General features: G+C 68.9%; 14 protein-coding genes and 1 pseudogene. 12 read left to right on the top strand and 3 right to left on the bottom strand.

Going from position 1 to position 13749, the window contains the following annotated elements:
• Position 1 precedes the first annotated feature (1 nt).
• The 8 genes from FFT21_RS06905 to FFT21_RS06870 all read left to right on the top strand — a co-directional run bounded on the left by FFT21_RS06905 (position 2) and on the right by FFT21_RS06870 (position 8391).
• Entirely contained in the window at positions 2–871 is an 870-nt protein-coding gene (locus FFT21_RS06905; protein ID WP_137812920.1) for an MlaE family ABC transporter permease, read from the top strand.
• Positions 868–2226: an MCE family protein gene (locus FFT21_RS06900; RefSeq protein WP_137812919.1), complete on the top strand. Its 1359-nt coding sequence runs from the start codon at positions 868–870 to the stop codon at positions 2224–2226. The genes FFT21_RS06905 and FFT21_RS06900 overlap by 4 nt, the downstream gene beginning before the upstream one ends.
• Positions 2223–3254 carry an MCE family protein gene (locus FFT21_RS06895; protein ID WP_137812918.1) on the top strand — a complete coding sequence of 344 codons (1032 nt, stop codon included), beginning with the start codon at positions 2223–2225 and terminating at the stop codon, positions 3252–3254. The genes FFT21_RS06900 and FFT21_RS06895 overlap by 4 nt, the downstream gene beginning before the upstream one ends.
• Entirely contained in the window at positions 3254–4327 is a 1074-nt protein-coding gene (locus FFT21_RS06890; protein WP_137812917.1) for an MCE family protein, read from the top strand. Before FFT21_RS06895 ends, FFT21_RS06890 begins: the two co-directional genes overlap by 1 nt.
• On the top strand, positions 4324–5538 hold the full coding sequence (locus tag FFT21_RS06885) for an MCE family protein (protein ID WP_137812916.1): 1215 nt from the start codon (positions 4324–4326) through the stop codon (positions 5536–5538). The genes FFT21_RS06890 and FFT21_RS06885 overlap by 4 nt, the downstream gene beginning before the upstream one ends.
• Complete coding sequence (locus FFT21_RS06880; RefSeq protein WP_371856731.1) at positions 5535–6701, top strand: MCE family protein; 1167 nt, start codon at positions 5535–5537, stop codon at positions 6699–6701. The genes FFT21_RS06885 and FFT21_RS06880 overlap by 4 nt, the downstream gene beginning before the upstream one ends.
• On the top strand, positions 6701–7960 hold the full coding sequence (locus FFT21_RS06875; protein ID WP_137812915.1) for an MCE family protein: 1260 nt from the start codon (positions 6701–6703) through the stop codon (positions 7958–7960). The genes FFT21_RS06880 and FFT21_RS06875 overlap by 1 nt, the downstream gene beginning before the upstream one ends.
• A gap of 110 nt (positions 7961–8070) precedes the next feature.
• Positions 8071–8391 (top strand): nucleotidyltransferase family protein, encoded by a 321-nt coding sequence (locus tag FFT21_RS06870; protein ID WP_225978151.1) that lies wholly within the window; start codon positions 8071–8073, stop codon positions 8389–8391.
• A gap of 160 nt (positions 8392–8551) precedes the next feature.
• Here FFT21_RS06870 and FFT21_RS06865 read toward each other — a convergent pair whose 3' ends face one another.
• From FFT21_RS06865 to FFT21_RS30665, 3 genes and pseudogenes are all read right to left on the bottom strand, one after another.
• Positions 8552–9505, bottom strand: coding sequence for an FAD-dependent oxidoreductase (locus FFT21_RS06865; RefSeq protein ID WP_137812914.1), 954 nt, complete (start codon positions 9503–9505; stop codon positions 8552–8554).
• A gap of 38 nt (positions 9506–9543) precedes the next feature.
• Positions 9544–9723 carry a hypothetical protein gene (locus tag FFT21_RS06860; RefSeq protein ID WP_137812913.1) on the bottom strand — a complete coding sequence of 60 codons (180 nt, stop codon included), beginning with the start codon at positions 9721–9723 and terminating at the stop codon, positions 9544–9546.
• Positions 9724–9942: pseudogene (locus tag FFT21_RS30665) on the bottom strand (carph-isopro domain-containing protein); the annotation flags it as partial.
• 207 nt (positions 9943–10149) lie between these two features.
• Here FFT21_RS30665 and FFT21_RS06855 point away from each other — a divergent pair.
• From FFT21_RS06855 to FFT21_RS06840, 4 genes are read left to right on the top strand one after another with little or no spacing between them, the layout of a single operon-like run.
• The gene (locus FFT21_RS06855; RefSeq protein ID WP_225978150.1) at positions 10150–11319 is read left to right on the top strand and encodes a hypothetical protein; all 1170 of its coding nucleotides are present in this window, start codon (positions 10150–10152) and stop codon (positions 11317–11319) included.
• Complete coding sequence (locus FFT21_RS06850; protein WP_137812912.1) at positions 11319–11876, top strand: hypothetical protein; 558 nt, start codon at positions 11319–11321, stop codon at positions 11874–11876. Before FFT21_RS06855 ends, FFT21_RS06850 begins: the two co-directional genes overlap by 1 nt.
• A 53-nt stretch (positions 11877–11929) precedes the next feature.
• The gene (locus tag FFT21_RS06845; RefSeq protein WP_371856730.1) at positions 11930–12676 is read left to right on the top strand and encodes a hypothetical protein; all 747 of its coding nucleotides are present in this window, start codon (positions 11930–11932) and stop codon (positions 12674–12676) included.
• Positions 12673–13689, top strand: a complete 1017-nt coding sequence (locus tag FFT21_RS06840; protein WP_192909414.1) for a hypothetical protein — start codon at positions 12673–12675, stop codon at positions 13687–13689. Before FFT21_RS06845 ends, FFT21_RS06840 begins: the two co-directional genes overlap by 4 nt.
• Positions 13690–13749: the final 60 nt, after the last annotated feature.

The raw sequence follows: 13749 nt of genomic DNA, 5'->3' as shown, positions 1-13749 counted from the left end.
GGTGGCGTCGGTCAGCGAGACCCGCAACGGTCGACCGTCGGTCGGCGACCGGGCGCTGCAGGCGGTGGCTCGGCCGTTCGACGGGCTGGAGGCGCTGGGCCGGCAGCTGTACTTCTACGGCCGGGTGCCGGTGGCCGCGCCGCTGGCCGTCCGCCGGTACTTCAAGGAAGTGCTGCGGCTGCTCACCGAGGTCAGCTTCGGCACCGGGGCGCTCACCATCATCGGCGGCACACTCGGCGTAATGATCGGCATGACCATGTTCACCGGCACGATCGTCGGTCTGCAGGGCTATGCCGCGCTGAACCAGCTCGGTACCTCGGCGCTCACCGGGTTCATCGCCGCCTACTTCGACACCCGCGAGGTGGCGCCGCTGTCCGCGGGCCTGGCACTGTCCGCTACGGTCGGCTGCGGGTTCACCGCCCAACTCGGCGCGATGCGCATCTCCGAGGAGATCGACGCGCTCGAGGTGATGGGCATCCCCAGCCTGGCCTACCTGGTGAGCACCCGGGTGGTCGCCGGGGTCGCCGCGGTGATCCCGCTGTACGTGGTCGGCCTGCTGTCCTCCTACGTGGCCTCCCGCGAGGTCACCGTGCTCTTCTACGGGCAGTCGGCCGGCACCTACGACCACTACTTCCACCTGTTCCTGCCGCCCGAGGACGTGCTCTGGTCCTTCCTCAAGGTGATGGTGTTCAGCGTGGTGGTCATCCTGGTGCACTGCTACTACGGCTACCACGCCAGGGGCGGCCCGGCCGGGGTCGGCGTCGCGGTGGGCCGCGCGGTGCGCGCCGCCATCGTCACCCAGACCCTGCTCGACTTCTTCCTCAGTCTCGCCATCTGGGGCTCCACCACCACGGTGAGGATCGCCGGATGAACCGCCGCGGCACGCTCAGCCGGCTCGGCTTCCAGCTCCTGGGAGTCGCGTTCCTGCTCGTGGTCGCCCTGTTCGTGGCGGTGAGCGTCGGCCTGTACCGCAAGTCCTTCACCCCGATCGTGCCGGTCACCCTGGAAACCGACCACGTGGGCAGCCAGCTCGCCCAGGGCGCCGACGTGAAGATCCGCGGTGTCATCGTCGGCGAGGTCCGGCAGATCCGCGGCGCCGGCGACCACGCGGTGCTCAGCCTGGCGCTCGCCCCGGACCGGGTGAAGGCGATCCCGCGCAACGTCTCCGCGCAGCTGCTGCCGAAGACCCTGTTCGGCGAGCGGTACGTGGCCCTGCAGATCCCCGACCACCCGTCCACCGCACACCTGTCCGCCGGCGACGTGATCGGCCAGGACCGCAGCAGCGCCGCCATGGAGGTGGAGAAGGTCCTCGACGACCTGATGCCGGTGCTGCAGGCGGTGCAGCCGCAGAAGCTGGCCACCACGCTCACCGCGGTGTCCCAGGCGCTGGACGGGCGGGGCCAGCAACTCGGCGACACCCTGGCCCGGGTCGGCGGCTACCTCGGCCAGATCAACCCGTCCCTCGCGGACTTCAACGCCGACATGAAGAGCCTCGCCGCCGTCTCCGACGTCTACAACAAGGCCGGACCGCGACTGCTCCAGGCGCTGTCCGACCTGACCACCACCAGCAGAACCGTGGTCGAGCAGCGGGACAACCTGCAGACCCTGTACGGCACGCTCACCACCGCCTCGGTGGACCTGAACGGCTTCCTCGAGGCGAACAGGAACAACCTGATCAACCTGACCAACAACTCCGAGGCGTCCCTCGCCGTACTGGCCAAGTACGCGCCCGAGTACCCGTGCGTGCTCAAGCAGGTCGCCGACCAGATCGCCAAGGGCAACCGCACCATGGGCGAGGGCCAGCAGTACCCGCACATGGGCCGGATCACCATCGAGTTCACCCAGAGCCGCGGCAAGTACGTGCCCGGGGTGGACACCCCGCGCTTCACCGACAAGCGCGGGCCACGCTGCTACGACGCGCCGCAGCCGCCGAACAAGTACCCGCAGTACCCGCCGGACGGCGCGATCAGGGACGGGTCGACGCACCCGCCGGCCGGCAGCGCGGCCACCCCGATCGGCCCGCTCGGCGGGCCCACCGGCACCGTGCCCCAGTCCGCTGGCGGCGGCACGGGGAACGTCCCGTCACTGGCCTTCTCCCCGGCCGAGCGGAACCTGGTCGCCCTCATGGAGGCCCCGGCCCTCGGGGTGATGCCGCAGGACGTGCCGAACTGGGCCGGCCTGTTGGTCGGGCCGATGTTCCGTGGGCAGGAGGTGGAAGCGCGGTGAGAGGGTCCCTCGGCCCGCTGGTCAAGTTCTGCGTGTTCGCCACGATCACTCTCGGGCTCACCGGGATTCTCGGCGCGACCATCGCGAACACGTCGTTCTCCCACGTCGACACCTACACCGCGCGGTTCACCGACGCCACCGGCCTCAACGTCGGCGACGACGTGCGCATCGCCGGCGTCAAGGTCGGCAAGGTCGACGCCATCGAGCTGGCCGACCGCAAGTACGCCGCGGTGCGCTTCGAGATCACCGGCCACCGCCGGCTACCCGCCGCGACCACGGCCACCATCCGGTACCGCAATCTGGTCGGCCAGCGCTACGTCGCGCTGGGCACCGATGTCGGCAACCCGAACGACGTGCTCCGGCCGGGCGCCACCATCCCGGCGGACCGCACCCAGCCGGCGCTGAACCTGACCGTGCTGTTCAACGGCTTCAAGCCGCTGTTCCAGGCGCTGTCCCCGGACGACGTGAACAAGCTGTCCTACGAGATCATCCAGGTGCTGCAGGGCGAGGGCGGCACGGTGGACAGCCTGCTCACCCACACCGCGTCGCTGACCACCGCGATCGCCAGCAAGGACCGGGTGATCGGCCAGGTCATCGACAATCTCACCAGCGTGCTGAACACGATCAGCCAGCGCGGCCCCGAGCTGCCCGACCTGATCGACAACATGCAGCAGCTCGTCACCGGCCTGGCACAGCAGCGGCAGTCCGTCGGCGCGGCGATCAGCGCGCTGGGCGACCTCACCAACACCACCGCGGGCCTGCTCACCGACACCCGGCCGGGGCTGAAGCAGGACATCAACCAGCTCGGCGTGCTGGCGCAGAACCTCGACGACCAGGAGCCGCTGCTGGACGACATGCTCAAGGGCATGCCGAGCCGGCTGGAGGCGATGACCAGAACCGCCAGCTACGGCAGCTGGTTCAACTACTTCGCCTGCCGGATGTCCGGGAGCGTGAGCATCAAGTCGCTGGGCATCCAGGTGCCGATCCTGCCGCTGCCCGCGTCCGACCTGCCGGCGAGGTGCAAGTGATGGCTGCCAACACGATCGCCGCGCGCGTCCGCGAACGCGCACGGAAGCCGCTGCGGGACCGCAACCAGGCCGTGGTCGGCGCCGTCACCCTGGCGGTGCTCATCATCGGCGTGATCCTCGCCTTCAACGCCGACAAGCTGCCGGTCATCGGCGGTGGCACCAGCTACACCGCCATGTTCACCGAGTCCGCCGGCATCCAACCGGACAACGAGGTGCGCATCGCCGGCGTCAAGGTCGGCAAGGTCACCGGCGTGGGGCTGGCCGGCAACCAGGTGCGGGTCACCTTCCAGGTGAAGGACGCCTGGGTCGGCGACCGCAGTACCGCGTCCATCGAGATCAAGACGCTGCTCGGGGAGAAGTACCTCTCCGTCGACCCGGAGGGTGGCAGGGCGCAGGACCCGGACACACCGATCCCCACCAGCCGTACCCGCGCGCCGTTCGACATCACCGACGCGCTCACCCAGCTCACCCAGACCGCGAACCAGATCGACACCAGGCGGCTCGCGCAGAGCTTCGAGGCGATCAGCGCCACCTTCAAGAACACCCCGCCGGAGATGAAGAGCGCGCTCGACGGGCTGTCCGCGCTGTCCAGGACGATCTCCTCGCGGGACGAGCAACTGGCCAACCTGCTGGCCAACACCAACCAGGTCAGCAAGATCGTGTCGGACCGGGACGCCCAGATCCAGAAGCTGATCGCCGACGGCAACCTGCTGCTCGCCGAGTTGCAGCAACGTAAGCAGGCCATCGACGCGCTGCTCACCGGCACGCAGAACCTCGCCACCCAGCTCCGCGGGCTGGTGAAGGACAACCAGGCGCAACTCACCCCGGCGTTGCAGAAGCTCGACCAGCTCACCGCCATGCTGCAACGCAACCAGGACAACCTCAGCCGCGGCCTGCAGCAGATGGCACCGTTCATCCGGGTGTTCAACAACACCATCGGCAACGGCCGCTGGTTCGAGGGCTACCTGTGCGGAATCCTGCCCCCCACCACGAACATCGGGCAGGTCTTCCAGCTCAACCCCGAAGGGTGTCCCCCGCCCAACTACGCCACGACCACCGGCGGTGGACGATGACCGTCAACACCAGGCCGAGCCGCAACCTGCTCCGCCTCCTCGCCCTGGCCTGCGTGGTCGCCCTCGCCGCGGCCGGCGTGCTGTGGTGGGTGCGGCGGGACACCGGCACGCACCTCACCGCGTACTTCGACAAGACCGTCGGCCTGTACGCCGGGTCGACGGTGCGCGTGCTCGGCGTCCAGGTCGGGCATGTGGACCGGGTCCAGCCGCAGGGTGACGTGGTGCGGGTGGACATGTCGATCGACCCGACGGTGCCGGTGCCCGCCTCGGCGAAGGCGGTGATGGTGGCGCCCAGCCTGGTCAGCGACCGGTACGTGCAGCTCACCCCCGCCTACACCGGCGGGCCGAGGATGGCCGAAGGCGCGGTCATCCCGCGCGAGCACACCGCCACCCCGATGGAGCTGGACGACCTCTATCGCAGCGCCAACCAGCTCTCCCAGGCCCTCGGCCCGAACGGGGCGAACGCGGGCGGCGCGCTGTCCGACCTGCTCAACACCGGCGCGGCCAACCTGGCCGGCAACGGGCAGAACCTCAACGACGTCATCCGCAACCTCGGTGACGCGGCCGCGGCGCTGTCCGACTCCAAGGGCGACCTGTTCGCCACCATCGACAACCTCAACAAGTTCACCGCGACGCTGGCGGCCAGCGACGCCGACATCCGCGAGTTCAGCAACCGGCTCGCCGACGTCAGCAGCTTCCTCGCCAGCGACAGCAACCAGATGGGCACCTCGCTGGCCGCGATGGCCGACGCGCTGAACGACGTGAACGGCTTCGTCAAGAACAACAAGGACCTGCTGCAGTCCAATGTGGACAACCTGGCGGGAGTGACCAGGGCGCTGGTGGACCAGCGGGCCGCGGTGGCGGAGATCCTCGACGTCGCGCCGCTGGCCGCGACCAACTTCGTCAACACCTACGACGCGCCGTCCGCGGCGATCGCGGTACGCGGCACGTTCAACGAGTTCACCTACCCGCCGGTGCTCATGGTGTGCGTGCTGCTCCGACTGTCCACCCCGAAGAACGTGCCCCCGACGCTCACCGACACCTGCCAGAAGCTCGCCCCGGTCCTGGACGGCACGCTCAAGCTGCCCACCGTCAACGACGTGATCGCGAGCCTGCAGCAGGGGAAGACGCCGTCGCTGCCGCTGCCCCTGGTGGACGCGATGCGGCAGGCCGGCGAGCTGCCCGCCGCGAAGGGAGGTGGCTCGCGGTGAGGCCCCGCATGACCGCCGCCGCGGCCGCCGTGGCCGTCACCGCGCTGCTCGCCGGCTGCGGCTCCGGTGGCTTCTCCGGGCTGTACGGCACACCGCTGCCCGGCGGCGCCGACCTCGGTCCGCGCCCGTACCGGGTGACCGCGAACTTCACCGACGTGCTCGACCTGGTGCCGCAGTCCGCGGTCAAGGTCAACGACGTCCCGGTCGGCCGGGTGGAGCAGATCGACCTCGCGCCGGACAGCCGGACCGCCGAGGTCACCATGGCGGTCAACGGCGACGTCCGGCTGCCCGCGAACGCCGAGGCGCAGCTGCGCCAGTCCAGCCTGCTCGGCGAGAAGTACGTCGCGCTCGCCGAGCCGGTCAGCGAAAGGCCGCAGGGCCGGCTCGCCGACGGCGCGGTGATCCCGGTGAGCCGCACCAACCGCAACCCGGAGATCGAGGAGGTGCTCGGCGCACTGTCCCTGCTGCTCAACGGCGGCGACATCGGCCAGTTGCAGACCATCGTCCGGGAACTCGACGCGGCGATGTCCGGCAACGAGCCGCAGATCCGCGCCTTCCTGTCCCAGGTGGACAAGATGACCGCGGACCTGGACGCGCAGAAGGCGCAGATCACCAACGCCATCGACGCGCTCAACCGGGTCTCCGGCACCTTCGTCGCACAGCAGGGCCACATCGCCAACGCGCTGGACAACCTCGGCCCCGGCCTGCGGGTGATCGCGCAGCAGCGGGACGAACTGGTGACCATGCTCAGGGCACTGGACAAGCTGTCCGGCACGGCCGTGGACACCGTCAACAAGAGCCGCGAGGACATGGTCGCCGACCTGCGGCTGCTCCAGCCGATCCTGCAGAAGCTCGCCGAGGCCGGCAGCAACCTGCCCAGGGCGCTGACCTACCTGATCACCTACCCGTTCCCGCCGGGCGCGACGGACACCCTGGTCGGTGACTACTTCAACGCCGACCTCTACGTCGACATGGATCTGTCCGATCTGGTGCAGAACATGACCGGGGGCAAGGTCAACCCGCCGGGTGCGCCGCCGGGCAACGCCGAGCAGCCACCCGTGGTCACCATTCCCGGCCTGATGCTGCCCACCGTCCCGGCGCCACCACCCAGCCAGAACCAGAACAAGTCCGGCCTGCTCGGCTGGCTGCTGGGAGGCCACTGATGTTCAGCCGCCGGATCAAGTTCCAGATCGCGCTGTTCCTCATCATCGCGATCAGCGGGGTGGCCTACGCCGGCGGCGCGTACGCCGGCCTCGGCCGGCTGTTCGGGCACACCGGCTACCGGGTCACCCTGCAACTCGCCGACTCCGGTGGCATCTTCACCAACGCCGAGGTCAGCTACCGCGGGGTGACCGTGGGCCGGGTCGGCGCGTTGCACCTCACCGACACCGGCGTGGACGTGGACCTCAACATCGACCCGTCCACGCCGAAGATCCCGGCGAACACCCGCGCCGTGGTCGCCGACCGGTCCGCGATCGGCGAGCAGTACGTGGACCTGGAGGCGGACAGCGACAACCCGCCGTACCTCACCGACGGCTCGATGATCCCGCGCGGCCGCACCTCGCTGCCGCCCACCCCGCAGAGCGTGCTGACCAACCTGGACAGCCTGGTGGCGAGCGTGCCCACCAACTCGCTGCGCACCGTCGTCGACGAGTTGGACACCGCGTTCACCGGCGCCGGGCCATCACTGCAGACCCTGCTGGACAACGCGAACTCGTTCGTCACCACCGCCAGCCAGCACCTGGCGCAGACCCGCGGCCTGCTGTCCAACGGTCGCATCGTGCTGCACACCCAGCAGCAGCAGGCCGACCAGATCCTCACCTTCAGCAACGGGTTGAACGAGATCGCCGCCCAGCTCAAGAAGTCCGACCCGGACCTGCGCAACCTGATCGCCATCGCGCCGCAGGTGGCGCAGCAGGTGGACAGCATCCTCCGTGCCACCGGGCCACAACTCGGCGTGCTCGTCGCCAACCTGCTGACCACGGTCAACATCACCACCACCCGCACCGACGGGCTGGAGGAGTTCCTCGTCACCTTCCCGGTGATGACCTCGATGACACCTGGCCTGGCCGACGCCAACGACACCGGCCACGAGGCGTTCGTGATGAACTACGCCGACCCGCCGGAGTGCTACAAGGGCTACGAGACCACGAAGACACGGCCGGCCAACGACACCACCCCAGTCCCGGCGAACCTGCACGCCTACTGCGCCGAACCGCCGGGCAGCCCGATCGAGGTGCGCGGCTCGCAGAACGCCCCGTTCGGCGGCCGGCCGGCCCCCGTGTCCGCGCCGGGGACCGCCCAGCCGTCCCCCACCGGCCAGCCACCGGCCCCGCCGCAACTCCCCGGCGCCATCGGCATGCTCTCCGCCCTCGGATCCGGCCCGCGCAACATGGCCCAACTCCTCGGCCTCCCCGGCTGAGCCGGTAGGCGCCGAGCCGGTGACATGGGACGCAGACCAACTCTTTGACCTTCGCATGGCCGTCGACCGCGCAGGGCATAAGGCAGGCCCACCTGCTGTATTCTGGTTCCGTGAGCCGGGTGGGTTCACGGGCCCAGCGGCTGCGGACGATGCTTGAGCGTCGCAGCGATGAGGTGCTGTCCGTGTTGCGTTGCTACCGCGCCTCCAACCCCAGGTTGTTTGGCTCGGTCGCCAGGGGAGACGCAGGGCCGGAAAGCGATCTCGACATTCTCGTGGACCTCGACCCCGAGGGTGGGAATCCGCTGCTCCGCATCGCGGGCACGAGCGAGGAGTTGACCGGTCTGCTCGGAGTGCGGGTTGACGTGGTCTGCGACGAGTTGCTGCGCGAGCCGGTTTCCGCAGCCGCGCATGCGGAAGCCCGCGCTCTGTGAGCAGGAGCGACATCCAACGCCTTCGGAACATGCTGGTCGCGCTCCATCGTTGTATGCGGTTCCGTGCGCATATCGAATCCGAGGACGAGACCGTGTCGGAGATGGCGTTCGAAGCCGTTCTCCGGAACCTTGCCGTTGTGGGCGAGGCAGCGAAGTTAGCTCACTGCGCTCCAGAATCGATCAGTGTGAGTACTTCTTCGGCGCATCCCCAGGAAAGACTTATACCTGCTCCACCATGCCCGTAGTTGTGGATGATCCGGGTGTTTCCTGGGCCGCGTTGCTCCTCAAGTCGTACGGTTGGGCGGGTGGGTCGTAGGCCGACGCGCTCGCCGATAATCTCAGCTGCTTTCAATTTCGGTTGGAGCACTATACAGCGCAGGAGGATCGATTTTGTCGTGGCCTTGTCCGCCTCGCGCTGCCATGAATAAGGCTGCGCGGTTCCGCCGAGAATAGCGTGATCACCGTGTGGGTAAATTGCGATCAGGTCGGTCGAGTCGCCCGTATCCACTTCCAGGAACTCGTCGATGCCCGGATTGGTGACCACGACCTGTTGCCCGCGCACCGGGTAGAGCTGGCGGTCACCGACGAGCACCCGCGCACCGAGCCCGGTGCAGTTCACCACGATGGGCGCAGACTCAGCGGCTTGGTCAAGAGTTGTCACCGCGCCGATCTCCACAGCGCCACCGGCCGAGCGAAGGCGGTCTACCAGGTAGGCCAGGTGGACGGGCATGTTGACCAGTGGAGCCGTATACCGGATGCCGTGGAGATGTCCAGCAGGCAAGTCGTCGGCGGTGCACGGTCTGGCGTCCGGCAGCAGGCGGAACCACTCCGGCGGCTCGTGCTTGACGGCAGACACGCCCTTGCCGGAGGCGAGGTGCACGCCGGTGTCAGGATGTGCGGCCAGTTCGGTGAGCGCGCTCAGGCTGCGTTCTGCCCAGCGGAGCACCCGGGCGCGCGGCTGGGCCAGCCACGGTCCCCACAGTGCGCCGGCTGCGGCCGAGGTGGTGGCGTGCGGTGGTTCGGCGGCGCGCACCAGCACGGCGTGCCCGGCTTCCGCCAAGGCCACTGCGACGGTAAGGCCGATGACGCCGCCGCCCAGCACGAGCACGTCCACACGGTGACCATATCCCCGGCGGGACTGCGCGCGGCACGTCAGGTGGATGTCGGCGGCGCGGCCAGTATCGCGTCGAGCGCGGGCAGGAAGTCACCGGAGACCACCCAGTCGTCGATGATCCCCAGCGCCCCGGAGCGCGACCAGGGAAGGGACATCTCGACATCGGCAGGCATGGTGAGCGGCGAGTCGGCCGCCTGGCCTTGCCACAGCTCGGCCACGGTGATGGGGCGTCCGAGTTCACGGGACAGGACCCAGGCGGTTAACGCTGGTAGTGGGGGCCGTGGTACCCGCCCGTCATCGCGCCAGTGGTATGGCGCGGTGTCGGCGACGGTACCGGGGCCGAACACCCGATTGATGCGGCGTGCCAGCGCACGGGGAGACCACCCGAGCTCTGCCAGTAGGGAAGCGAGTACCTCGTTCGGCTGCTCGGATGCCATGCGCCGCCTCACTTTCTTGCGTCCATATCGGTCCTAACAGGACATCCTCGGACCGGTCATCCGCCGTTCGGTGCCGAGTTGACAGTGTTGACGCCTTCACCACCTGTGCGTGTTCGCCGGGTCGCGGTGTGCTAAGAGCGCGGCGGGGCGGAAGCTGACCCCGACTCCCTCGCCCCGCCGCACTCACCAGCGGCGAGGAGGGCGAGCATGAGCAGCCAGGTCCGCGACGCCAGAAGCGGCAGCCGACCGCGACCACCCCGAACCCGCACGCCGATCGTTGACCAGCACGCAACCTGGATCGCAGTGAACCCCGTCCAGGGATGCCCGATGGCGTGTGTGCACTGCTTCCTGAACGAGCGCGGCCAGACTGCGGTGCGATCCGAGCAGTTCGCCACGCCAGTCGAGACGGTGAACCTGCTGACGGCCTCGCAGTTCTACGAGCCGTCGCGTCCCGTCGCGCTCTACACCTGGACCGATGTGATGGCGCTGCCGGCTTCCCGCGCGCACCTGGCTGAGTTACTTGGCGTGCTTGCTGATCGGCAGTTCACTAACCCGCTCGTGCTGATCACCAAATGCCACGTACCAGACGAAACGGTGGAGACCATCGCGGCGGCTCGGCGACTTGGTCTGCGCGTGATCGTGTACCTGAGCTACTCCGGGCTGGGTCGTGACATCGAGCGGGGTATCCGGCATGAGGCCATCGCCGACAACTTCCCGCGACTCGCGGAGGCCGACATCCCTGTCGTCCATTACTGGCGACCTGCGTTCCCCGAGTCGGCAAACCCCGAGAAGATGGAGCGGGTCATCGCCTTGGCGTCCCGCTTCGCGCGGTGCACTGTCGCCGCCGGCCTCAAGGTCGAACGTGCGCCGGTCGCTCGCCTGGCCGAGGTGTGGCCCGAGCTGGCCGAAACGCCGGGCGTCGCCGAGGCTGAGGGCGTCTATCCGCGCCCGTTCTGGGACTTCATCCACCGGACGTGGCAGCAGTACCCGGGCTATCCGCTGTTTCACACGAACTCGTGCGCGCTGGCCTACGTGTTCGCCCAGGCGGACCGGTTCGGCGTCTTCCGCAGCACGACGTGCCGAACGCGCAACAACTGTCCTACCGCGCAGCGGAATCGGTGCACCGTCGCGGCCATGCACCGAGCATCACCAGGAGCGGAACAGGTCAGGGCTGCCCTGGAGCAGCGGGGCCTGGCCGGTGTGCGCTTCTCGCTCACCGCGGACGGACAGGAACTCGTGATCCATGCCGCAGTGGCGACCAGCATCACCGCCGCACTGACTCAGGACCTCGGCGTTCGGGTCAAGGCGGCACGGCAGGACGCGGACGCCTACTGGAGCAGCGGCACGGCCGGTGCGGTGCCGCTGGTGCTCGGGTGATGGCTGTGCAACCGGAAGCCGTACAGGAGTTGCTCAGTGAGGTGCGCAGGCTGCGCGGCCGATTCGCCACCACGGCGCCGCGTGCCTGGGACGCGGCAACGGCCGGTGCAGAACTGGCCGTCCAACTGGGTCACCTTGCGCTGTGCCTGCTGCGGCAGCGCGGAACCGACGTGTCCGACCTCGAAGACCCCGACCGGCCGATCAGCGACATCGGCGACGAGTTGGCCGACGTGGTGCTGGCAGGCCTGAGCGCAAGCGTGCTCGCCGGCAGCGAACCGGCACCCGAGCAACGCGCCGAGACCTCCCAAGGCGACCAGATCGAAGCCTTTCTCCGACTGCTGGTGACTGCCGGGTGGGTTGCCGAGGCCGGGCTCGTCTCCCAGGGCTACCGGCATCGCCCTACCGGTTCGCCACCGTCGGTCGCCGAGGCCGGCTCTGCCATGTTGACCGCCTGCGAAGCATTCGCCCGGCGGCTCGGCCTGGATCTGCGCGCCGAGTTCCGAGCGATGGCCGCGGACGCCGATGAGTTCCTCGACTCCAGGAGTGATGCACCGTGAACCACCAGGGCGAGTTCACCACGCACCACCGGGACGGGGACCAGGTGGTGAAGTTGCTCGACGTGCAGCACCCGGCCAGCGCTCGGCTCCTTGGCGCGACGCTCACCGCTGGCCGAACCGTCACGGAGAACTACCTCGATACCATCGCGGCGGTCGGCGTCCGGCTCCCTATGGAACTGACAGTGATCAGTGACGAGCCGCTCGCGGTGCGGCACCGGTGGGTCTTCGGCCCCGGCCTGCTGAACGCGGTCGAGTCGGTACCTGAGCTGTTCGTCAACTCGGTCCGGGAGATCGGTCGGTGGGTGTGCGACCTCGCCGCCACTGACGCCCGGATCGACACGAACCTCGCCAACTTCTGTGTGGTGGAAGGGCGGCCTGTGCTGGTGGACGTGCTTCCTCCGCTGATCCCCAGCCTTCGCCAGCAGCCGACGAACCTCTTCGAGGTGCTGTTCGCCGCACTGTGCTTCGACACCGAGATCATCCTCGCGGCCCTCGTTGGATACGCCGCCCGTGCCCTGTTGCGCGCCGCCGACCCGGCCGCAGCCCGGCAGTTCGTCGCGGTAGGGCGAGACCTGTCGCCACCGGTGAGCGGGTACCCGGACGGGCCACTGGCTGAAGTGTGGTTTCGGTCGCGCGCCACGCTGGCACTGCGTGCACTCGCGGGCGAGCTACCCGCCGATCCGGTGCGGTCGTTCTTCGTGTTGACCTCCGTTCGGGCGTTCCGAGAGCTGGACGAGCAGCGGCGCGCTCGTCGCGTCGAACAGGTCCGGGAAGCGTTGAGGGGGCTCGGCGTGCGATGAGCGCAGCGACCGAAACCTCGGCCGCGCTGTCGGATTGGGAGTGCCACGCCGGGGACGTGGTGTTCGGAGTGAGCGCACCGGAAACCTGGGCGAAGGTCCAACGCGCGCGGCTCGCCGAGTTCCTTATCAGCCCACCTGGCGAACTGGACCTCGGCCGGTTCACCCTCACCGTGCATGTCGACGATCTCGCGTTTCGGCGGGTGATGCGGGAAGTCGTGCAGCACACCACGGTGGGCCATGTCGAGCCGATCCCCGGCCTGGTGCTTCTGGAAGCCCATCAGTCCTCGGGCCGACGCTGCTACGTCGTCGCGGTCGACAGCCTGGAGCACCAAGCCGGCGCCTACGCCGTCGCCGCGAGCGGACCGAGCATCGAGCTGTTCCTCCACAGCGCGTCAGCACGCGGGCACCGGTACCCGCTCCGCTTGATCCGTGAAGCGATGTTGCGTACCTACGAAGATGCCGGCGGGACGATCTTCCACGCAGCCGGTGTCGACGTTGGTGGTACCGGCGTGATGATCTGCGGCCCGCGTGCGGCGGGAAAAACGACCACCCTGGCATTCCTCCTGCGGTCGATGGACACCGCGCTCTTATCGAACGACCGGCTCATCGTCCTCGGCAATCGCATGGTCGCCGTACCACTGCCGGTGCCGACCGCTCTCGGCACCGCCAGGCATTCCCCGAGCTACGGCAGGCGGCAGAGAGCGACGGTGTATGGGCCGCCGGGCTGGGCGCAGAATTCGGCTCCACGGCCAAGCACCCGTTCAGCCCCCGAAGGTTCGCCTCCGCCTTCGGGGCCGGGCTTGCGCCTGCCTCCACGCTCGGGCTGGTGCTCCTGCCCCGGCTCTTCGACAACGCCGACCCGGCGACCGCGCGCCGACTCTCCACGGCCGAGGCACGTGACGTGCTCGCCGCAAGCTGCTTCACCCCTCGTGATGAGTTCTGGGTCCGCCCATGGGTGTGCCGCGTCAGCGGTTCGACGCGCTGCTCCGGCAGCAAGCCAGCGCGGCAGTTGATCACATCGCTCACACCGTGCCGTGCGTGGAGGTCCACTTCGGGGTCCGTAACGCGATCAG

The organism is Gandjariella thermophila (genome assembly GCF_005405885.1).
GTDB lineage: Bacteria > Actinomycetota > Actinomycetes > Mycobacteriales > Pseudonocardiaceae > Gandjariella > Gandjariella thermophila.
Note: the sequence above shows the minus strand (reverse complement) of the source record. Positions and strands in the feature narration are given on the sequence as shown.